A 20,631-nucleotide genomic window follows, 5' to 3' on the forward strand; every position below is an offset into this window, starting at 1 on the left:
TTCGGACTTTGATTCAATGCTCATAGCCGGATAGCGACAACTGTCCGTTTTCTCAAACTATCTCTAAGGCGTCCTCTTCTCGTTCAATGTGAATCGTGCAGTGCGCAGGTCCGCTCTGTGCCAATAGCGGACATTGTTGGCATAGTGTTATGTTGTTAACCGGGAGCGGTTCATAAGGTGTGCGGTTCGCGCAATGAGGGAGCTGTCTGACACTGATTAATGATGGAGAAGATGAATGACAAGTGATTTGATCGCGGTTTCTGCTATTGGCGCAGCTATCCTGTTTGGCGCAATGAGCCCGGGAGTTAGCTTTCTTCTCGTCGCACGAATGGCCATGTCCAGTTCGAGACGGGCGGCTTTATCTGTTGCTGCAGGTATGGGGTTTGGTGCGTCTGTTTTTGCTGCCATAGCGTTAGCCGGTCTTCACACCCTGCTGACTTTGGTCCCATCACTTTACACAGGACTTAAGGTTGCAGGCAGTTGCTATCTTTTATGGCTGGCGTTGAAAATGTTTCGTCGTCCTTCAAATCGTTTTAATGATTCTGCCGGTACAGAGGAAGTAAGCATCTCAAAAGCTTTTATGACTGGCGTTTTTACGCAAATCAGCAATCCCCATACCGCACTGGTGTTTGCCAGTATTTTTTCCGCAACGCTTAGCAAAAATATTCAGCCTGTTATGTACATCATCCTGCCCACAATGGCATTCGTTATTGATGTGCTCTGGTATGCCGTCGTTGCATGCTTATTATCAACTGACGGGCCACGTCAGGCTTACATTAAATACCGTAAGTTTTTAGATAAACTAAGCGGAGGCTTTATGGCCTTTTTGGGAATACGACTGCTGTTGAAGTGAGTCTGACAAGTAGGATGTCGTCTAGTGATCCGAAGTGTTCATGTCCGCTCCTCGCTCAAAGCTGAAACTCACCAGAGCCAACGCCTCTTTGGCTCTTGCCAGTTCCCCTGCCAAAGGTCAAAACGCTTGAGTAGTGCAAGTTTTTGTAGAACAACATCTTCACCCATGGATGAGAGAGTTCGCTCTGGAATTGAAATGCCGAAAAGGCCATCAGAGATAGCGAATATTTCACATTCTAAAGTCAGTGAACCCAACGATTTATCTATATGCTTACGTTCTGCTTTTACAATTAACTGAAGCCCCATCAGCATTTAAACTCCACAATGGCTAGCTGCTCAAATGCTTGTTTAATCTGGTCCAAGACCAGCTTAGAGATTGATTGTCCTCTGATATCATAAACGAGCCGACAAGTTTGTATGTGCGATGGAACCTGCGATAGTCCGTAAGATATTCTGGCAATATTATACGCAATACTGAGTCTTATTGACTCCGTAGATGACAGGCTATGGCTGGCTACAAGTAGAAACTCTCCTTGCTCTTCATTAATAAACTCCGGGGTAAACATCACATCTCCCTCTTATCGCCTTCGCCGATTTCTATCAATTGAATGCCTCTCCATCAGAATTTATCATAACAGTTATCCTTCTCAAAAAACGATGTCCGTTCTTCGCTCATAAGGGACAACCATACTCAAATCTCCAACATTGCAGAAGATTTGAGTATGAACATGTCACCGTGGCACAAAGGCCGTATCATAGGCCAAAAAAGACCACTTCAGATATCTCATATCTGGGGGATCCGAATCCGGCTTGAACTGGAAGGTAAAACGCGTGATTTAGCTCTGTTCAATATGGCCTTAGACAGTAAGCTACGAGGCTGTGATCTGGTGAACCTCAAAGTATCTGATGTTGCATATGGTAGCTCGGTTTCAAGCAGATCAACGGTGCTGCAATAGAAAACCGGTAGCCCTGTGCAATTTGAGATAACCAAAGGGACAAGAGAAGCTGTTGCTGCATTGATAAAGCTTGGCAATTTGCACAGTAAAGACTTCTTGTTTCGGTCTCGGATCGGAACTAACCGGCACATATCAACCCGGCAATACAGCCGAATTTTTCATGGGTGGGTAGAAAAGCTTGGTCTCAAAGCTTCGCATTACAGCACACATTCGATGAGAAGAACAAAACCTTACCTGATATACAAGAAAACCAAGAATCTCCGGGTCATCCAACTTCTGTTGGGCCATAAGAAACTGGAAAGCACAGTCCGTTATCTGGGCATTGAAGTCGATGATGCGTTAGAGATCTCTGAATCGATTGAAGTCTAAGGTTGTCAGGGCTGCAACAGCAGCCCTGTGCCAGGAGCAGACATTGCTCCCGCACAACATTACGTGTTGATCACTGGGGATCAGGTCGTTTTCTATGAGGTCTATGCTTTTCTGAATACCAGTTAAACGCAAACGTGATGATTGGTAATGGATTTACTGACGTAGCGGTGAACCATCAATGCTGGCGGGTCATTCGCAGGAGGAGCGTTTACTGTTCCAAACCAGACAGGATTAGCCGGGCAAACGGAGCCACAAATGTAGGCAGGTATGCCCGCAAACGTACCCGCTATTGGTCTGTGGACATGGCCTGAAGAAATGGCGAGTAGTCTGGACGGGGCGCGTCTAATCAAATCTTCCATCTCAGGCAGACCTCTGCACATCGTTTCATCTAGCGTTGGTATGCCAGATGCAAATACGTGATGGTGCATAAACAGCAATGACGGAGGGCTGCATGCGGCGCTAAGTTGATTATCCAACCATTCCAGATGGTCTGTCACACTGCCGTAATCCTTATAATCAATCGTCGAATCCAGACCAATCAGGCGAATGCCACCAATGTTATGAATGAAGTGCAGGGCCTCTCCTTGGGCATCGTGCGCCCATTTGTTCTCATCCCAAACAGAACGCACCAGACAGCGGTCGTCTGAGTTACCCGGCAGGACCAACGAAGGGAAATTTTGCTGATTCAGACGGTCAGCTATCTTTATATAACCTTCCTGCCAATGCCCATCTGTTAGATCACCTGTAATTACCAGTACGTCCGGCTGCAGATACGTAAGCCAATTTAGTACCTGATCAAACCGAAACAGATGGTCATTTTCGGGTGAGGCGTGAATGTCTGAAACCTGCACTATCAGCATAAAAACCTCATACGATTATTGTGTGTGGAACAAAATCGTGATTCATAACCATGAATCCGGTTTAAAATTTCATGTTTTTCACCACTATGGCAACAATGGACAGATTAATTAGGATCAGTAATTCAAAAAGTTGCGGCGAATCAGACTGGCTGCAAAGGCGTTCAGTAATTCACAATGAATCGCTAAGTTCAATTCTGACTACTCAGAGCCAATGTTAGCAGGGATGTCTAACGTCCGCTCCTCGCTCACAGCGAACCTAACGAACTTTGCACAGGTCCGATTTGTGCCAGAAGCGGATATAGCTCATAACACGGGACCTTAGAATAATTTACCTGACGAGTCGCAGCCCTCTTGAGACAATTCTTTTGAATTCCTCACATTCGGAATGCTCAGTCTTCGTACAACATGCTACATGTTTCAGTCCCCGGCTTAACAACTGGAGTTTGCGGATAGTGCCGTCGATGTCCTTTGCTCGTTGAAGAAGCTGTACGCGGTTCAATGCGAGTTTGTTCTCTGGACTAAACATCGTCGCTATTTCATTAAGAGAAAACCCTGCTGCCTGCCCAAGCGCGATCAATTGTAGTTTATTGATAACGTTTTCATTGTACTGCCTTCTGAGGCCATTACGGCCAACAGGTTTGATTAGACCTTTCTTTTCGTAATATCGCAATGCAGACGGGGTAACTCCGGTACGGTCTGCGATTTCCCTGATATCCAGTTCTTTCATTGTTGACTTAAACCTCACTTTAAGTTGCACAATGATTATTATGTCATTAATAAGAAGGAGTACGCTTTGGATATCATCATTTTTTTCAAAACCGTCATAGCGGGCATTGGAGCAACACTGGTCATGGATTGGTGGTCGTTATGTCAAAAGCTTATTTTAAAAATTCCACCATTAGATTATGCGCTGGTAGGTCGCTGGATTTTATTGCTTCCACAAGGAAAATTCAGGCATCACACCATTCTTTCAGCATCACGGATACCAGGGGAGAATCTTACTGGCTGGGTATTCCATTATCTAATCGGAATACTTTTTGCGGTTATACCACTTTTGCTTTACGGAAGAGGCTGGCTCATTGACCCCTCGCTCTTCATGGGCATGTTAACAGGTTTGTTAACTTTGATTGCTCCGTTCTTAATTTTGCAACCCGCGTTTGGCTTTGGTATCGCTGCCTCACGTACACCTCGCCCATGGGTGGCGCGTCTTTTAAGCCTGATTACGCACCTTTCGTATGGTATCGGGTTATATGGCATTACAGCTGTTATGGCGTCATTGTCATAGCAACATTGAGCTGTTCAAGAGTCACAACACCTACACTTATCGTCTGGAACTAGCCTTGTCGTTGTTTTGGTAAGCTGGGGTGACTAAGAATTATTAATCTGCGGAGAATTTTAATGTCCGCTCTTCGCTCTTGGCGCCGATGAGATACCGCAGACATTGTGTTAACGGCTCAGGCATGTATTAAAATTCCTACTCATCGTTTTTGTTCATAGTAAACAGCTAACTTCAGATAAGGCTGAACGATACGATCTATCGGAACACTAATTAGTTATAAACAGGGAAGGAATCAACAGGCCCGGATCTCTGATTTATCCTGACACCGATATTGGGAAGGGATAAAATATCAGAAAATCTCTAAAAGCGAATAGCACGTTTGTAGCGAATAATTACATTACCACTTAGTCACAATAATAATATGCCCATAGAGAGCCTGTTTAATAACGGCTCTCAGTTTTATAAATAGGAATATTTAAATGCATTTGAACGTCAGGCGAGCAACGCCATTAACAAGTAAGTGTGTATCAATTTCAGTTTTAACTTCTTTCATAGATTTGTTTTGTACCCTACATAAATCAGAAGCCTTTTTAGTTGCAGTCCCAATAGCACCTTGTATGCGGCCTGCAGCAGGCGCTGCCTCTACTTCAGTTAGATAGTCACCATTTTCTAGCTTTTTGACATCGGATTGATATATCAAGCCCAAGCCTTGAAACTGTGTTTTATCATTTTGCACAGCGCAACCGCTTAACAAAGAACCAATTAAAATAGTGGTGGTAATTATTGATGTTTTCATGTGAAGAATAATCCTTATATATTTGGCTAGTCTCTATTTTACAAACTGGAATGAAACATTAATTAAACCAGTCGCCATTTATAGATGCGTATAAGGTTATCGCATTGAATATTCTGAGAAATAAACGGCACTAACCGGCTAACAAGATCCTGAAGAACTGATGATGTTAAAAAAAACGTGAAAAAAATGAAAACATAGGTAGAATAATTACCATGCAATTAACAACTTTCAGTATTCATTTAATCACTCATGTTGTCGGGTCGGCGTAGACAAACATGCAACCAATCGTTTTGACATGCTCCCCAGGATTCAAGACTCATCGATGAGAGTATGCATTCCTGATTTCCGTTCCTCACCCATTTCTGACGGGATTCACTCAGCTGTCTGCTGTCTGCTGTCTGCTGTCTGCTGTCTGCTTTGTGCGAAAAATGGACCATATTAAATTCGCGGTGCGTTCATCAATAGAAGCAGGTCAGATTGAGAGAAATATTGACTAAGAGTGCTTTTGATCAAATGATATTCATCAACGGCGAAATTCTCTTTTAAAAACGTGACGATTATTCCTTTATTTATACTTATTTAACTGCAAAAACACTTATATTATTTCATATAAAAAGAAATGCATGTCTAAATCATAATCAGCCAGAATCCTCTCCTGAAAATTACCATCGCTGACTGAATTAACCGCCGAACGCCAGAACTGCAATGCCGATGTATTTTTCAGCATTACCCTTGTTTGCCACAGTCCAGGCCTATCAGATACTGCAAGACGAAATGCCTCTTTAGCAACGCCCATTCCTCTGAACTTACGAATAATAAAAAATTGATCAATATCATAACGCTGTAAATCATAGGGATAGAGTCTAACCAGACAGAAGCCAGCGAGTTCCTCACCGCAATAAACTAAATACGGCCAATGGTCATTACGGCTATAGTGGGGATCAAGTGATGACGACTTAAAACTATAACTTCCATCGTTATTACATGGGCCTCGACTGAACTCAGAGAGGTCGTAAACGTAATATCGAAATAGATTTTCAACGATCTGTCTATGATAGACTGCAGAATGTAAACTTACTCTATTGCTCATATAATGACCCCTTTAAAAACTATCTGCAGCATAATCCAACGACTAAGATTTTGCGAATTTTCAATATGTCAGTGTAGCTTGCTCTTCGTTGACTCAGAAATCTGTTCGGTAGTGTAAAAATAAATCGTATTGAGATGCGAGGTCTGCTCTTCGCTCTTTCCGGAAGACTCATTTCAGCATGTTTGGTTCGTGCAGGAAGCGGACATTGAGTAAATTGGGATACTTTGAATGATGAAAGACGTTTGCGCTCAGTATTTAATGTTGAGAGCTGTCTCCTACAGTTAATTCAGCAATCACATTCACTCAATTAGTGTATTGCCTTTCGCTGACGCATAGCCCCTGGCGGATATCCATTGATGCGCTTAAAAGCTCTGCTAAACGCAGCCTGTGAGGCATAGCCGAGGCGTAGAGCAACGGTGTCAATTGAGATCTTATCATGAATTATCCAGTGACCTGCGATACGCATTCGCACCTCCCTTGCATAGCGCAGGGGTGGTATGCCGATGATTGATTTAAAGCGTTCTGCAAAAACAGAACGTGACACATGTGACTGGGCAGCAAGTTCAGCAACAGACCACTCCCGACATGTATCGCGATGAATGGCCAGGATAGCACGGGCAAGTCGTGGATCACGTAACGCAGCGATCAGGCCAGCGGCGTTTTCGCTGCCGTTTTCTATCCATCCACGCACAATCATAGCGGCCGCCACTTCTGCGAGGCGTGCCAGAATGCCCGCGAAGCCTGCTCGCCCGGAACAAATTTCAAATTTCATCGCGCCCAGAATGGGGACCAACCCTGGATAAATCTGTTCATTTGCCTCAACCACTATGGCTTGTGGCATCAGTTTACCAAGACCTTGCATTCCACCGAGATCGAACTCCATACAGCCATAAAACAGAACCGTGCTGGGTGTCGGATTCGAACTCGGGCACGTATTGATTCCGCTGACGGCTTCGCCTAAAGGAGCAGAGCCTAACGTGTCGATATGTTGAAATGAACTGCTGACATCCGATACGAGCTCATGATCCTCACCCTGCGGCATGAATACCATGCTTCCGGCTTTCAGTTCGTGCAACATACCATCGCGTGTGCGAAGCAGAGCAGTTCCCACAGCGATGTAATGAAAATAGGCATGCCCCGGCCTGTTGCTAAAACCGATGCCGAATTCAGAGCCAGTCTGTAAACGGCGATACTGCACGCCACGTAGGCGCATTTCCAGCAGCAATTCACTGATGAGCTCGGATGACAGGGCAAAATGTTTATTCAGATGCATATTCGGAGTTTCTGGTAAAAAATCAGGATAGGGCATCATAGATCGTCCAGCGACTCGACTCTAGACTTGGAGTTGTAATTTTTTGTCCAAGAAGAGTGTGTTATGAGAAATGAAGCAACTGAAGTTGTATCCGCTAGTTTGAATAGTTCGGAACCCAAAGAATCCGCATGGATGGCCATTATTTCACTGACTATGGGCGTGTTTGGCTTACTGACTGCGGAATATCTTCCTGCCAGCCTGTTGACACCCATGGCGGCCGATCTCCGTGTGACAGAAGCTCTTGCTGGTCAGGCTGTAACGGTAACGGCTGTGGTGGCCTTGTTTGCTGGTCTGATGGTTCCCCGCCTGACGCGTAATTATGATCGCCGAAATGTTTTGCTTGGTTTTACCATGCTGATGATTGCCTCCAATCTACTTGTCGCGCTTTCATCCAGTCTGGCCGTACTGTTAGTCATGCGCATTTTGCTGGGCATCGCACTGGGAGGTTTCTGGAGTATGGCTGCTGCCGTAGCTATGCGTCTGGTCCCTGCTAAAAGCGTTCCGCGCGCGCTCTCCATTATCTTTAGCGGTATTGCTGTCGGTACCGTAGTTTCGATCCCACTGGGGAGCTATTTAGGTGGGCTTTATGGCTGGCGTAGTGCTTTTATCGCTGCAACCGGGGTAGGCGTGCTGACTCTACTCTTTCAGCTATTTACCCTTCCAGGAATGGCTCCGCGTAGAATGATGGTAACAGCATCTGTCATGGAGTTACTCCGCCGCCCAGGTATTGCGATGGGAATGACGGGGTGTGTAATTGCCCATACTGGTCAGTATGCACTGTTTACCTATATTCGTCCGGCTCTTGAAAATATTGTCAAACTTGATGTGGATCGTTTGTCTCTGATACTACTTGGATTTGGCATCGCTAATTTTATCGGTACGCTGCTGGCTGGGTGGCTGATGGAGAGAAGCCTGCGTCTTACCCTGATACTCATGCCAGCGCTTGTCGGTTTAGCGGCATTAAGCATGATTTTGCTGCCACTAGAGGAAATAGGATTGATGATGCTCGTCGCCCTGTGGGGGATGGCATTTGGTGGCGTACCCGTTGCGTGGTCAAACTGGGTAGCGCGTTCCGTACCCGATCAGGCTGAAACCGCTGGCGGTATGGTAGTCGCAGCAGTTCAATCTTCAATTGCTGCGGGTGCTGCGTGGGGGGGATTAATCTTTGGTATCAGCGGCGTTACAGGTGTTTTCATCACCGCTGGTTGCATAATGTTTTTTGCCACGCTTATTATCGGACTAAAGGTGAGGGTCGCGCTGACCTGACCACTTCCCCTGTAACAAAGTTTCAAATGAAGGCCAGCGGAATCAGGTTGCTGGCCTGAACAAAAAGTAACGAGACTTCCTATGCCTTTCCGTTTAATTCGCTAGTCAGTTCCTAGCTGATCTTACTCGCTTGTCCCCTTTTGTACCAATAGTGGACAGACAATTACCATGTTAAGTGTCCTCCCCCCGATGATTAAGACACCCCAATGTTACCTTCTTGGTGTACGTTTTCGTTCTGTTAGCCTTCATGGCACAAGTAAGAGATCCCAAGTTTACCGCGATAACCCCGAGGCTAGGATCCGGGGCGAGTACGCCGGTGCTGAGTGGTTGCGTCAGTTGAAAATCAGGTTGACATTAATGCTATTTTCCCATGCAAGAGCAGCGACACAATAGCCGGGCTGCAGGCTCAGCTGAGTTCATCCATGTGAATTTTGAACTCTATTGTCCAGTCGGCCGGGGCTTTTTAACAGGCAGATTCATCTCAAGGTTAAAAGTGTAGAGTCAACTACGAGTTTTTACGGTGTGTAATCTTCAGATAGGGGCCATGATATACTGGTGCGTAGGAAGCGCGTGAAGATCATATACGTAGCTGATGAGCTGATTTTCAGCTTTGCCGCGATTTCTCGGGAAGTGATAGCGTCACTAAAACGCATGCTCATCGAGATATAGGGCGTGTTTCTGTGCGCGATATTGACCACGTCCGCGAAAGTATTCATGGTAGCGAATGTGACCCCGAGATGAACGACGGTCTGAATGATACGCTTACGGACTTTCTATCTAGCCGCTTCTTATACTTTTTGCCTTTGGATCGCTCTGCAATGCGAGAGCCACAAGTGATGACATTATTCAAACCCGTAATAGCCTGAGTATTTAGGTCATATTAATGCCGTTTTTTGTCTAACTCCCTGGAGGTAATTGGAGTCAGCCCGGTCCCTCGCTCCCCGCCGCCAATAATGGTACCAGGATGTCACTAATGGGAGTTGGGATACCCTTTGAGTGGCCATAACGCTGAATGACACCGTTACGTATATCCCATTCAAGCGGCCGGTTAGCCTTCCGGTCGGCAAGTATAGAGGTGCCTAGATCTGCGGGCGCACGCTGAAAACCGTTAACAATCTCCTGCAGGACACTATCTTGAAGCACAGCCCCTTGTGCACGTGCAACGATTAGGCATTCGTGTAAATAAGCTAGGGCCAATTGTGTAATATCTTCTCGTGAGAATATCCCTGCATGGCGATTTGTAAGCACCATCAGGCCCGCAACCGCATTCTGCAGTAGCTTACGCCATGCAAGCGACACAAAATCAGATGACAACTCAACCGTGCAACGCGTGCCGCTGAGCGCGTCAGTGACAAGTTGTGCAAGTGGCACATCCGGTAGGGTTAGTCGGGGTTTTGCGCGAAGTCGGACAGAAGTATCGGATTCACGCTGTGCTGGAAACCACACAACAGATGGGAGCACTGTTGCCCCGTTAACGAAGGGCTCCAGAAGAGTTTTCTGCTCCACGCCGTTTTGCAGGGCACATATTACAGTGTTTTCATCACACAACGCGGCCAGCCAACCAGCGCTATCAGCCACCTGGGTAGTTTTTACCGCAACAAAGACCAGGTCCATCGGATGCCTGACAATTGAAGGATTGTTCAACACCGGGCCTGGCACGATTATTTTCCCCTCATCGTGATGCAAAACTAATTGTGGATGCGCGGTACGTCCGCAAAGCATTGGTGTACGGTCAACTTCATGAAGCAATGCAGCAACTGTAGTACCAATCGCGCCGGGTCCAATAAGAGCAATGGTTGGAAGGCCAGACATATCGATTTCTCCTGATGTTAACCCATCATAAACGTTCCGATTACGATCACCGTACACGCCAGCATTTTTCTCAACGTTAACTTTTCCCCCAAAAACAGATACCCCAGAACAACAGCAAAAAGTACGCTTGTTTCGCGTAGAGCTGACACGCCTCCCATAGGTGCGGCCATCATGGCATAAATGATGAGGCCGTAAGCCAATAACAATACAAGCCCACCAACTGCCGCACCAAATAAACCAGGACGCCAGCGCAGTAAACTTTTTTTGTCGCGCAGGATGATAAAGAACACAGGCATCAGCGCACCCCACAACATGCTCATCCACACGGTATAAGAGAAAGAATTGCCTGAGACGCGCGCACCTAACCCATCCACAACGCTATAGGCGGCGATAAACGCCCCGGTAGCGAGGGGAAATTTGAGGTCTCGCACCGGCACTTTAGGACTTCTTATAGCAAGTAACATAATCCCACTCGAGATCAGCCCGATACCGACAAACGTAGTTGAGACAATTTTTTCCCCTGCAAAAATTGCTGCTCCAAAGGTCACCATCAGGGGCGAAGAACCCCGTGCAATTGGGTAGGTTTTCCCGAGATCTCCGCTTTGGTAACTGCGAACTAAACACAGGTTGTAGCCGACATGCAGCAAAGCCGATAACACCGCATATTTAACGCTCTCGCCGGTGGGCAGCGGAAGGAATGGAGCGATAATGACGCAGCTACACGCGATCGCTACACACATTATGGTCATCGACCACAACCGGTCAGAACCGCCGCGGAGTAAGGCATTCCAACTCGCGTGCAGGAGGGCGGCGAACAACGTCAGTAAAATAATATGAGTGGGCATGTCTTGATGCTAAACAGCATCTGCCCCGATTTGAAGTGAATTGTTGTCATTGAAGAATGAGTAAACGCTCATACATTAACTGTAGCTAAGCTGAGCTTGCTGTGACTGAGCGAGAAGCCAGTTGCGGAATTTAAGTATATGCGGCTGAGTTTCTGTGCCTTCCGGACAGACCAAGTAGTAAGCAACAGGTGAGGGGAATATTACGTCAAATAATCGGACCAAGCTTCCTTCACGGATTTCTTTTTCAACGTGCCCGCTTCTCGCCAATGCAATGCCCTGGCCTAGTAAGGCTGCTTCAATAGTCATATTGGTGTCAGCGAAGCGCACATTCTCGTGGAGTACATCCGTATTGATGCCCACTTTCTTGAACCATGTGTCCCATTTTGGTACCAGGTCAGCACCGTCACGAGTAAGGAGCGGGTAACGTAACAATTCGCCAGGGGCATTCGGAATACCAAAACGCTGTAAAAGGGAAGGGCTTGCCACCGGAAAGAGCTGTTCACGGAACATAAACTCTGAATGTAGCGCAGGATAATTACCGTTCCCAAAACGGATTGCCAAATCGGCATCTCCGTTCGCGAATCTAATAGCGTTATCGGTGTTTTCGATTGTAACCAGAATTTCCGGATGTAGGAGAGCCAGGTCAGGCAAGCGGGGTAACAGCCACTTAAGCGCAAAAGAATAGGTGGTGCTGACGCGCAAACGTACACGCCCATTTTGTTCACGCAGGTCGACAAGTGTGGTTTCGAGTTTACTGAAGAATTCGCGTACCAAAGGGGCAAGGGCTGCGCCAGCAGGCGTAAGGCGCAAAGTTTTACCTCGCTGAAAGAGTTGCAGCCCCCAGATTTCCTCGAGATTTTTGAGCTGATGGCTGACAGCACTTTGCGTAATGAATAACTCCTCTGCGGCTGACGTAAACGTGATGTGCCGGGTAGCGACCTCGAAAGTGCGCAATGTGGCTGTAGGGGGGAGATCACGTTTCATGTAGTTCCTGTTACTGAGTGAATGCTCATAAAGGGTAAGCTTGGTTCTAGTCGATGGAGAAAAAGTACACAAATATTCTCTAATCGGGCCCAAGATTTTCTTTACAACTATCAGAATACCGTAGTGGTACGCCGCTTCTATATATTGGCAATAAGACTATCCAACTTAGGGCAGTTAAAGACCTTTAAGTCTGTCTATAGCCTGACACAGCGCATCATTCGGCCTACCGGTTATCGTTATCGCCGACTCTTGAACTCGTTCAAGTCTTAATGCTATCCGGTTACGGCTGATTTCTTCCCCATTCTGCGCAAGCATTACGCAGCACTCCCCGATTAGCCTACATGCTTCCTCAAAGACTGGATTTGGAATATCCATGAGAACCTCCCGATGATCTGGAAAAAGTCATCTTAATGTAACTGAAAAGTTGTCCTAGGATTTTTACTTTAGAAAAATTAATAATCTCTATCAGAATACCAACTATGCTTTGTTCAGCTGACAAAAGATCAGCAGGTCTGCCAAGACTACTAGCATTCTAATCCTTGAATATAGCCCGCCTAAACAACGGGCTCTTTTTTTATCTGTCACGTGGTGAATCGCTGAGTATTGGCTTATCTTTGAAGTGGACGGAGTGACTACCTTCCAAATTAAGCAATATTGATAGCTTTGATACTTAGCCCGTCGTTAACACGGGTTCTTTGTAAGAAAATTTACTGCATGCCGTTTTCGGGTAAATGGGTAAGTTCCTGATGCAGCTTCGAGAGAAGGGTATGACTCTCTCTAGGTTGCCCAGCACAAACTCAGCTAAAACTGTTTAGCCGGTTTACCCTTGTGGCTTAGAAATTGTCTTCCTCTATTTGAAACTTTAACCACCAACAGTTATTACAAAAATAGGGCACTGCTTTTCCGCATTTTGAATGCATGAACTATCATCCGGTTCATCAGTCGTGGCGTACACCATCATAAAAACTACGCGGCAAAAATCATTATTTCTCCTAATTCAGATCTAAGATCTATCAATACCCGCAAGTAGAGTAGAAAGGGCATCCAAGCAGTTGCCACAGAAGATTATAGGCGTAGCCAAATTACTCGCTCATCAGACGAAAAGCAGCAATGCATTCAAATGACGGTAATGTATGTAAAAGAGGTCGATGACCTTAGCTAGGATTTGCGAGACGCTTAATTAGTGAAATGGCAGAGAGCTTTTCGTAACTCAAAGATAAATCGTGGTAAACCCACAAGCTTTGTGTTGCGATGCCGGGTGCCTCCCGGTGAACCGTCGGCCAGCTAACCATGGTTCGCATTTCCGCACAACTGAAAGAAATTAGCTGTTTATGCCCTACCGCATAGGTGGGATTCATCACAACATCTTAACCATATCAGGGATTCGTAATACATAAAACTGACTGTTACGGTATTTGAGTTTTGCCATTAAATGCTGTTCTATACACTCTAAGTTATGCCCATACTTGGCGTGTTTTTTGATGGGGAGTAGGTTAGTTTTTGCCTTCAATCTGTCGGATTATAGCGTTCAACCTATTTATTTCTTGTTCTAAATCATTTATCACATCAAGGGCAACATCGAGGACAGAAATGACCTGCTTACCTTTGTAGCGATCCTCAGAGCATAACTGTCCTTGTGTCGCTTTTAGCAAGATTGACTGACCATCTTTGTTCATTGTATTGCTCCCCGAAATACACATTCAAATTCTATCCTGCTCTTAAATCTACCATAAAAAGGGGTGTGCAATGAATGCAGACAATTTTCTTGAATTTTTTATTTGTTATGTCTGCAGATGCGAGTTTCTTAAGCAACCAGAGTTTTTTGATTTTGAGGAAAACTTTCTCAGCTTAAACTGTGCATCATGTGGACGTGAGGTAACAAAAAAAGAGCTTTTAGCGCTATTTGATAACAGGGAATTTAAACCGCCAAGAAGACTTAATACTTGCATGTTCAAGTGATTAACTATTTGAGAGAACTTAAGTAGTTACTGCAAATGAGTTGAAAGCATAAAAGAGGCGGCTAGTTCGGAAGCCAATAGGAAGGGCAGGGCTCTGGCGTTCGCCTTACGCATTTGAATCTTATAGTACTGTTATTTTCGCTCTATTTAGATGATTAGGATTGACTTCGATGGGGATAGAGATGAGCCGTAGCAATATCATGTGCGAACGCGAAGTCTCATTTCCTATTCACGGTTTGGAGGGTGTATCAAAAAAGTTGAATTGAATGTTTCTTAATCAACTCACCTGTGCAAAGCACACACTTTTTGGCTGGGATTCATGGCTAGCTTAGACCATTTATAACTTTAGGTGAGTTTCTAAAGTATTAGTTAAGCATTTATAGCTTAACAACGACACACTATCCCCCTTGTAAATTTTTACCTCAACAAGATTTATCTGCTATTTTGAAAATCTATCACTTAAGTATTCGGTAAACTTTATGTTGTCTACGCTGATTTATCGCAGCCGTATTTGTGAAGGTCTCTCTCCCTCATCCCTTGAGGGCATGATTTCGCATGCAAGCAGTAAAAATGAGTTGTCTTCGGTGACTGGGATCCTGCTTTTTGATGGGACCCACTTTTTTCAGTTACTTGAGGGGCCGGAAAAGGCGGTATCCAGCATATTTGAAACCATTTGTGCAGACTCACGCCATCATAATGTCGTTGAATTAATGCATGATTACGCTCCAGCACGGCGCTTCGGCAAGGTAGGAATGGAGATTATTGATCTCCAGAGTTATTCGGAAGATGTTGTCCTCCAGGCAGTTCTGGATAAAGGAACCTCGAAGTATCGCCTCACCTATGATGACCGGGCATTGCAGTTTTTATGCACTTTCGTGCAAGCTAGGGAAAGGGATAATTATCTGGATATTCCTCAAGCCGGGGTTTGGTCTTTTCAAGCTGATGGTATCTGTAAAACACCTGAAGTTGTCAGTTTGCCTGATTTGAAGGACATTGGGTTTACTTTTCAGCCAATTATTGATCCGCTTAGCTTAGAGATTCTTTCCTATGAAAGTGCACTTTGCGGGCCCGCCGGCACGTCTGCTATCAGTTATTATTCCAAAGTAACGCATAGGAACATTTATGAGGCAGACCTCGAAGCACAGAAGCTCGCCATCAGTGTGGCAAAGAAATTGGGTATTGGTGATAAGACTCTGACACTAAAATTTCTTCCAATGACACTGATAACTGTGCCTGATGCGATTACAGCCTTGCTTGGAGAAATTGAAAAACAAGGATTGGTTGCCGAACAAATCGTCATTGCAATTACGGAAAATAGTGAAAAAACACGAGATGACAACTTGGCTGAAGTACTTAAACAGCTGAAGGCTTCTGGGATGCGTTTGGCCATTGATGATTTTGGTTCGGGGTCCGCAGGACTTTTACTGCTAACAAGGTTCCAACCTGAGAAAATCATGGTCGATCAGGGTATTATCCGTGACGTTCATAAGAGTGGTCCAAAGCAAGCCATCGTACAGGCTATAATCAAATTTTGTTCTTCGTTGGAAATTTCTGTGATCGCGACAGGAATAATAAAACCTGAGGAATGGATGTGGCTCGATGCAGCAGGTATCTCTAATTTTCAGGGAGAACTATTTGCTTCCCCGGCACTTAATGCGTTCCCAGCTGTTAATTGGCCAGAGGCTGACGAGATAGTGATTAAAGCCAGCTAACAAAACGCTTAGTCACAGGCTATAGTGCCGCTCATCTACTTATACCTAGACTTGGTGCTGATGTTAAAAATACGGTTCCCTGCATTGAGTTTGGGTTATGCAGGGAACTGTAATAATTTACTTCTAACATGTCACCGTTCCCAGTCATCTGGGGTTCTATAGACAATATACTCAAGTGCTTTAAGATACTTGTCCTGCATCAAGACATTCTTTTCACACTCAATATTATTTATCAGGCACAGGATTATATCTTTGTTAGATACCAGTCTCCCCTGACTGGATAAGCTTGCGTAAATGCCTAAGATAATCTCATTACCTGTTAACATCCCCGGATCGTCATTGAAGATGTAGTCGGCCAGTTTCAACGGCACGCTCACCATATCTCGCATTTCATTCCCTCCATGTCAGTCAGATTTTACTTCATAGATATAGAGCTGACTTTAACATGGAGGATCATAATTCCTGGCCTGGTATGCTCAGACAAGTTCTGATGCCGGGAAACAGTCGATCACAGCAATTAACAGTCAGCTGATAGAAAAAAGAGCAGTAATTTCTTTAAATAACATCATATTTCCGGATCATCGGGCGTAATGCCAACGACCATTTCCAATGTATTTCGCAGAATGTCCATCTGTACGACATCTGAAGTGCTTTCCAATTTAAGTATAAGATGCAGAATGATAGCTTTATTATTCACATGGCCCCTATCGTTCAGGATATCCCTGATTGCGGCGCCAAGCACTTCAGTCTCGGAGGAAAACAACTCACCTGATTTAACAAAGTGTTGATAAATTTTGTTTTGTGACAAGGCGTTGTGCGTATCATTTGCTCCTTGAGACATAACTATGTCTGTATGACCTCGTGCGGCCATTTCCTGAGAGTTAGTGCTTTTTACGGTCATCTGGGGGCCCTTCAGCATTGAAAAAATGTCGTACATTATCCGTACTTCTAATCTCGTAGGTAGTCTGTGGTTTACGTTGATTCAGACCACTGCGTATTTCATTAATTAACTGTTCACAAGAGTCTTTTCGCTTACCCTCACCAGCTCCTGTAGCCATCAACTCTAACTGAGCCAATAAGCGTTGCATGGAGATAGTTTTTTGGGACTTAAGTAGAGTAATTACGGCTTCGCCCATCAGCGTATCAGTCAACTTTTCATCTTCACTTCTGTACATTTTAACAACCTCTGATGTTGCCTCTCCCAAACGCTGACAGGCTGATTGCAGGCTCAGAGTGATTCCTGGATTGAATGCAATTAATAAATTTGATTTGTATTTATATAAGTAAAGCTAAAATTCAATGTGAACCATTTGCTACAACAGCTAGCAATCAGGAGTCACGTTCAAGTACAAGGCGAATCAGCTGCATATATTGCCTTTCTTCATCTGCGCTGCTTGCCGTCTCTACAAGGATTAGTAGTTTTGCACACAGATTTTTTCGGTTTAAGTTTTTCCCGGCAGTAAGAAGTTCAACTACAATCCGGCCCATCGCTTCTTCATCAGAAGGAAGATAAGCTTGTAGAAAGGTAGAACCTGAGAGTGTTATTGCCTGCTTTCTATGTGGCATGGTTATTTTTCTCTGTAAAATGTTGGATAAATTAATAACCTTCGTGACTACAAAGTTATACAAAGAACCCCATCTTGTACAGGTTTGGTGTTAAAAAATTCCGAAAAAATTAACTCCTACTCAGTGATGTGGTGTAATTTACTGATTTCTAAATAAAAAAATTGGTATTCTTGTGCGACTTTCCGTTCATACTGATTTTTAACAATGCCAACATGTTAAATAATTATGTCCGTCTTCAATGGTCAGCTGTAGCTATTCATTGAAGGAAGGGTTTTTAGAAGATCCGATCTATCGAAGTGTATGTTAAAGAAAAGAGGTTTGACCGTGCTCGAGATCCAATACTAAGGTATCTACGTTCACAACGGTTTGGTAAGGAACAACCCTCCCCATAGCAAAAGTCAACTTTCACTTGAAAGCAGGTGGGGTAATCTGAACATCGAAAGGTCGTGTTGTAAAAATATTCTGAAATAAGGATTAACTTTTTTGTACGGATCCATATCAGAGAACTTTTGATGCCTATACATAGTCTTCATTTGCTCATTTTTGGCGATTCCCCCCCTAAGAACTTTGCCGGGTAAAGTTGCTGAATTTTCAGATACGAAGTTGCACACGTTTGTCGGACAAGCAGATTAATCTTTTGAATGGCGGCCTGGTTCGTATGGGTCTTCGGAAATTCAATCAAGCTAGAATGGATTTGGTGTTTCAGAACAAAAGACTAAGCCTAACGTATATTTTCTTGTGTGAGAGTATTTTATCAAGTAATCACCTGGGTAAGGCGATGGTATGAGCGTAGAATTTTCTGCCTGTTTAATTAAACTTTTCGCCAGCTATTTTTTTAGGGACTGATTTTCGGAAGAGCTCTACCAGGTAATACAAACCCAAGTTCAACTTTTGCTTTTCTCGGTGTCGAATGTTTAGAAATGGAAAAGAAGTAGAGAAAAACTGTCAGCTCTCATCGGGTCAGTGTTACCTAGTTAACCCTAATTTATAATATCCCGGAGTGACTTCGGTTCCGGATATATCGATAAAACTAGCCGTATCGTTGTGCACCAATTAATTAGACTATTTAAGTAACTTTATCTTTTAATGCAGGCTGAAGTTTTTGAATTCTGATATCTCAAAAGAAATAAAAGTCAGGATTAATACATAATCAAAAATGCCCGCTTAAACGGGCATTTCGTGAGTCCATAAGATTGAGGTCACCTCATTTACTTTCCTTTATGTAATTCAACCTCTAATTGCTTTGTAAATGATTTGGTTACGGATTTTTGGTGACTGATAAAGAGGATGATACTTTCAGGCAACTCACCTCGGATAAGGTTAATAAGACGGAGCGCAGTTTCATCGTCCAGATGACTTGTGGATTCATCAAGGCAAATAAGTTTTGGCCGGTTTATCAATATACGTGCGAAAGAAAGGCGCTGTTGTTCTCCACCGGAGAGCACTCGCTGCCAGAGCTTTATTTGATTTATTTGAGAAGAAAAATGCCCTAAACCCACTTTATCAAGACTCATTTTTATCTGCTCGTCACTGATTTTCGCTAACCCCGGATAGCTTGCAATACGCTTCAGGGAATCGTATGACAAGTAGGGTTTTTGTGGCACAAAGAGATTTTTTCCGGCTGGTAAAATCCAGCGTCCGCTGCTGTAAGGCCAAAGTCCGGACAGGGTTCTGAGAAGAGTGGTTTTTCCACAACCACTGGCGCCTGTAATGGCGAGGGTGTCGCCTTCATGTAAACGCAGGTTTACCGGTTTAAAAAGTGGTGTTCCCGAAGCGTGTCGGGCGACCAGTTCCTGGCATATCAGTGGTCCTGGTTGCCGTGAACGTATCGCTTTAGCCGGGATTTCCTTTAAGTTTTGCTCGAAAACCCACAGTCTTTCTACCGTTGCTGACCACGTAACAATCTGACGGTACGAATCGATAAACCAGCCGAAAGCATCCAGCACATATCCGAAAGCAGCACGTGCCTGCATTACACCACCGAGAGAGATTTTTTTGGCAATATACAGCGGCAATACAGCAAAAATTGGAATCATCAGACTCAGGCGAAAGTAGGTGGTCGTGAAGGTATCCAGTCTGAACTCGCGTTTCATCAATCGCTGCCAGTTGTGAACGATGGCTAAAAAGTGATGATGCATTCGACGTAGTTCGGCACGCTCTCCCCGGTATAAAGCAATCTGCTCGGTGTTTTCACGTATGCGTAATAAGCCTGCACGGTAGTCTGCTTCTGCTTTTTGTTTATCCATATTGAGCTGATGCAAAGGCCGTCCGATCCAGTGCGCCAGAACACTGCTGATGGTGGCATACCCCAGAGCGACCCAGACTAAATAACCGTGGAGAGTAATGGTATGACCGAGAACGGTGATGCTGAGTGTGTCCGATAGTTGCCATAAAATGAAAATAAAGGAGAAAAGACCGGTGGTATTTTTTAACAATGACAAAAACAGTCCAAGGCTTTGTTCAATCAGCAGCCGGATATCCTCGGCGATACGCTGATCGGGATTATCGGGTTCACTGTTGAGACTTAAACGATAATGATTATTTTGCCTAAGCCACGCTGACTGAAATCGCAGTGTCATCTTTTGTCGCCAGCGGATAATCAGTAATTTTTTCAGCCAGTTGGTACTGATTATGAACACCACAAAAAGTGCCGTGTATCCTGCATAAGACAGTGCCAACCCAGCCACCGAGGCATGCTGGAAGTAGTCAGTCAGGGCATCATAAAATGCACGGCTCCAGTTGTTGTACTGCACGCTGATCCATACCACGCCTAACGTAAGAGAGACCAGCAACAAAAGCAAAAGCCACGAAAACCACTCGCGGGGATGGAGCCAATAGGGGGCTATCAGCCGGTAAAATTGTTTCAAGCTTTGCATAAATAAAATCGCATTAAGTGTCAGGTTAGTTGTACCGGAAGCGTCCGAGAAAAGCGCGTTAGCCACCCGCGTGGCTGGCTAACGCGCTTAAAAAAGAT

General features: G+C 44.7%; 19 protein-coding genes and 1 pseudogene. 5 read left to right on the forward strand and 15 right to left on the reverse strand.

The features are described 5' to 3' along the window. Window positions 1-235 precede the first annotated feature (235 nt). Window positions 236-853: a LysE family translocator gene (locus ACLBVC_RS20885; protein WP_410151210.1), complete on the forward strand. Its 618-nt coding sequence runs from the start codon at window positions 236-238 to the stop codon at window positions 851-853. Between the two features lie 68 nt (window positions 854-921). On the opposite strand, the gene ACLBVC_RS20890 is transcribed toward ACLBVC_RS20885, so the two are convergent. Beyond that, window positions 922-1,164: a hypothetical protein gene (locus ACLBVC_RS20890; protein ID WP_229893632.1), complete on the reverse strand. Its 243-nt coding sequence runs from the start codon at window positions 1,162-1,164 to the stop codon at window positions 922-924. Window positions 1,165-1,574: 410 nt separating this feature from the next. Between ACLBVC_RS20890 and ACLBVC_RS20895 the strand changes: the two are divergent. Continuing rightward, window positions 1,575-2,177 (forward strand): annotated as a pseudogene (locus ACLBVC_RS20895) (site-specific integrase). A gap of 122 nt (window positions 2,178-2,299) precedes the next feature. Here ACLBVC_RS20895 and ACLBVC_RS20900 read toward each other — a convergent pair. Together ACLBVC_RS20900 and ACLBVC_RS20905 are read right to left on the reverse strand one after the other, a co-directional pair. Further along, on the reverse strand, window positions 2,300-3,037 hold the full coding sequence (locus tag ACLBVC_RS20900; RefSeq protein WP_410151211.1) for a metallophosphoesterase: 738 nt from the start codon (window positions 3,035-3,037) through the stop codon (window positions 2,300-2,302). Window positions 3,038-3,365: 328 nt separating this feature from the next. Continuing rightward, complete coding sequence (locus ACLBVC_RS20905; RefSeq protein WP_104925368.1) at window positions 3,366-3,764, reverse strand: helix-turn-helix domain-containing protein; 399 nt, start codon at window positions 3,762-3,764, stop codon at window positions 3,366-3,368. Between the two features lie 66 nt (window positions 3,765-3,830). Between ACLBVC_RS20905 and ACLBVC_RS20910 the strand changes: the two genes are divergently transcribed. Continuing rightward, window positions 3,831-4,322, forward strand: a complete 492-nt coding sequence (locus ACLBVC_RS20910; protein ID WP_104925367.1) for a DUF2938 domain-containing protein — start codon at window positions 3,831-3,833, stop codon at window positions 4,320-4,322. Between the two features lie 469 nt (window positions 4,323-4,791). Here ACLBVC_RS20910 and ACLBVC_RS20915 read toward each other — a convergent pair whose 3' ends face one another. The 3 genes from ACLBVC_RS20915 to ACLBVC_RS20925 form a co-directional block, all read right to left on the reverse strand. Continuing rightward, window positions 4,792-5,112: a hypothetical protein gene (locus tag ACLBVC_RS20915; RefSeq protein WP_410151212.1), complete on the reverse strand. Its 321-nt coding sequence runs from the start codon at window positions 5,110-5,112 to the stop codon at window positions 4,792-4,794. A 595-nt stretch (window positions 5,113-5,707) separates the two neighbouring features. After that, window positions 5,708-6,202: a GNAT family N-acetyltransferase gene (locus ACLBVC_RS20920; protein WP_195815899.1), complete on the reverse strand. Its 495-nt coding sequence runs from the start codon at window positions 6,200-6,202 to the stop codon at window positions 5,708-5,710. A gap of 307 nt (window positions 6,203-6,509) precedes the next feature. Further along, on the reverse strand, window positions 6,510-7,514 hold the full coding sequence (locus ACLBVC_RS20925; RefSeq protein WP_195815898.1) for an AraC family transcriptional regulator: 1,005 nt from the start codon (window positions 7,512-7,514) through the stop codon (window positions 6,510-6,512). 63 nt (window positions 7,515-7,577) lie between these two features. On the opposite strand from ACLBVC_RS20925, the gene ACLBVC_RS20930 reads away from it, so the two are divergent. Then, a complete protein-coding gene (locus ACLBVC_RS20930; protein WP_195815897.1) occupies window positions 7,578-8,780 on the forward strand; it encodes an MFS transporter in 1,203 nt (400 codons plus the stop codon). Window positions 8,781-9,701: 921 nt separating this feature from the next. On the opposite strand, the gene ACLBVC_RS20935 is transcribed toward ACLBVC_RS20930, so the two are convergent. The 4 genes from ACLBVC_RS20935 to ACLBVC_RS20950 form a co-directional block, all read right to left on the reverse strand. Then, window positions 9,702-10,592, reverse strand: a complete 891-nt coding sequence (locus tag ACLBVC_RS20935; RefSeq protein WP_195815896.1) for an oxidoreductase — start codon at window positions 10,590-10,592, stop codon at window positions 9,702-9,704. A gap of 17 nt (window positions 10,593-10,609) precedes the next feature. Next, window positions 10,610-11,437: a DMT family transporter gene (locus ACLBVC_RS20940; RefSeq protein WP_410151213.1), complete on the reverse strand. Its 828-nt coding sequence runs from the start codon at window positions 11,435-11,437 to the stop codon at window positions 10,610-10,612. Window positions 11,438-11,512: 75 nt separating this feature from the next. Beyond that, window positions 11,513-12,421 carry a transcriptional regulator GcvA gene (gene gcvA, locus ACLBVC_RS20945; protein WP_410151214.1) on the reverse strand — a complete coding sequence of 303 codons (909 nt, stop codon included), beginning with the start codon at window positions 12,419-12,421 and terminating at the stop codon, window positions 11,513-11,515. A 1,493-nt stretch (window positions 12,422-13,914) separates the two neighbouring features. Then, window positions 13,915-14,097, reverse strand: a complete 183-nt coding sequence (locus tag ACLBVC_RS20950) for a hypothetical protein (protein ID WP_192938236.1) — start codon at window positions 14,095-14,097, stop codon at window positions 13,915-13,917. A 761-nt stretch (window positions 14,098-14,858) separates the two neighbouring features. On the opposite strand from ACLBVC_RS20950, the gene ACLBVC_RS20955 reads away from it, so the two are divergent. Next, window positions 14,859-16,091 (forward strand): diguanylate phosphodiesterase, encoded by a 1,233-nt coding sequence (locus tag ACLBVC_RS20955; protein ID WP_410151215.1) that lies wholly within the window; start codon window positions 14,859-14,861, stop codon window positions 16,089-16,091. Window positions 16,092-16,222: 131 nt separating this feature from the next. On the opposite strand, the gene ACLBVC_RS20960 is transcribed toward ACLBVC_RS20955, so the two are convergent. The 5 genes from ACLBVC_RS20960 to ACLBVC_RS20980 all read right to left on the reverse strand — a co-directional run bounded on the left by ACLBVC_RS20960 (window position 16,223) and on the right by ACLBVC_RS20980 (window position 20,599). Beyond that, window positions 16,223-16,480, reverse strand: coding sequence for a biofilm development regulator YmgB/AriR family protein (locus ACLBVC_RS20960; RefSeq protein WP_410151216.1), 258 nt, complete (start codon window positions 16,478-16,480; stop codon window positions 16,223-16,225). A gap of 176 nt (window positions 16,481-16,656) precedes the next feature. Next, on the reverse strand, window positions 16,657-16,992 hold the full coding sequence (locus ACLBVC_RS20965) for a biofilm/acid-resistance regulator YmgB/AriR (protein ID WP_410151217.1): 336 nt from the start codon (window positions 16,990-16,992) through the stop codon (window positions 16,657-16,659). Continuing rightward, window positions 16,973-17,266 carry a hypothetical protein gene (locus ACLBVC_RS20970; protein WP_410151218.1) on the reverse strand — a complete coding sequence of 98 codons (294 nt, stop codon included), beginning with the start codon at window positions 17,264-17,266 and terminating at the stop codon, window positions 16,973-16,975. The genes ACLBVC_RS20965 and ACLBVC_RS20970 overlap by 20 nt, the downstream gene beginning before the upstream one ends. Window positions 17,267-17,420: 154 nt before the next feature. Beyond that, the gene (gene ycgZ / locus ACLBVC_RS20975) at window positions 17,421-17,657 is read right to left on the reverse strand and encodes a regulatory protein YcgZ (protein ID WP_410151219.1); all 237 of its coding nucleotides are present in this window, start codon (window positions 17,655-17,657) and stop codon (window positions 17,421-17,423) included. Between the two features lie 1,208 nt (window positions 17,658-18,865). Then, a complete protein-coding gene (locus tag ACLBVC_RS20980; RefSeq protein ID WP_410151220.1) occupies window positions 18,866-20,599 on the reverse strand; it encodes an ABC transporter ATP-binding protein/permease in 1,734 nt (577 codons plus the stop codon). Window positions 20,600-20,631: the final 32 nt, after the last annotated feature.

The sequence above is a fragment of the Rahnella selenatireducens genome (genome assembly GCF_046449555.1).
Lineage (GTDB): Bacteria > Pseudomonadota > Gammaproteobacteria > Enterobacterales > Enterobacteriaceae > Rahnella > Rahnella selenatireducens.

Bases quoted from the DNA above. Each gene is read 5' to 3' on its own strand.
- ycgZ (WP_410151219.1), bottom strand. From the start codon at position 17,657: ATGCCACATAGAAAGCAGGCAATAACACTCTCAGGTTCTACCTTTCTA.
- ACLBVC_RS20905 (WP_104925368.1), bottom strand. From the start codon at position 3,764: ATGAAAGAACTGGATATCAGGGAAATCGCAGACCGTACCGGAGTTACC.
- ACLBVC_RS20915 (WP_410151212.1), bottom strand. From the start codon at position 5,112: ATGAAAACATCAATAATTACCACCACTATTTTAATTGGTTCTTTGTTA.
- ACLBVC_RS20950 (WP_192938236.1), bottom strand. From the start codon at position 14,097: ATGAACAAAGATGGTCAGTCAATCTTGCTAAAAGCGACACAAGGACAG.
- gcvA (WP_410151214.1), bottom strand. From the start codon at position 12,421: ATGAAACGTGATCTCCCCCCTACAGCCACATTGCGCACTTTCGAGGTC.
- ACLBVC_RS20885 (WP_410151210.1), top strand. From the start codon at position 236: ATGACAAGTGATTTGATCGCGGTTTCTGCTATTGGCGCAGCTATCCTG.
- ACLBVC_RS20940 (WP_410151213.1), bottom strand. From the start codon at position 11,437: ATGCCCACTCATATTATTTTACTGACGTTGTTCGCCGCCCTCCTGCAC.
- ACLBVC_RS20965 (WP_410151217.1), bottom strand. From the start codon at position 16,992: ATGACCGTAAAAAGCACTAACTCTCAGGAAATGGCCGCACGAGGTCAT.
- ACLBVC_RS20890 (WP_229893632.1), bottom strand. From the start codon at position 1,164: ATGCTGATGGGGCTTCAGTTAATTGTAAAAGCAGAACGTAAGCATATA.
- ACLBVC_RS20920 (WP_195815899.1), bottom strand. From the start codon at position 6,202: ATGAGCAATAGAGTAAGTTTACATTCTGCAGTCTATCATAGACAGATC.
- ACLBVC_RS20935 (WP_195815896.1), bottom strand. From the start codon at position 10,592: ATGTCTGGCCTTCCAACCATTGCTCTTATTGGACCCGGCGCGATTGGT.
- ACLBVC_RS20955 (WP_410151215.1), top strand. From the start codon at position 14,859: ATGTTGTCTACGCTGATTTATCGCAGCCGTATTTGTGAAGGTCTCTCT.
- ACLBVC_RS20930 (WP_195815897.1), top strand. From the start codon at position 7,578: ATGAGAAATGAAGCAACTGAAGTTGTATCCGCTAGTTTGAATAGTTCG.
- ACLBVC_RS20900 (WP_410151211.1), bottom strand. From the start codon at position 3,037: ATGCTGATAGTGCAGGTTTCAGACATTCACGCCTCACCCGAAAATGAC.
- ACLBVC_RS20960 (WP_410151216.1), bottom strand. From the start codon at position 16,480: ATGCGAGATATGGTGAGCGTGCCGTTGAAACTGGCCGACTACATCTTC.
- ACLBVC_RS20925 (WP_195815898.1), bottom strand. From the start codon at position 7,514: ATGATGCCCTATCCTGATTTTTTACCAGAAACTCCGAATATGCATCTG.
- ACLBVC_RS20970 (WP_410151218.1), bottom strand. From the start codon at position 17,266: ATGTACAGAAGTGAAGATGAAAAGTTGACTGATACGCTGATGGGCGAA.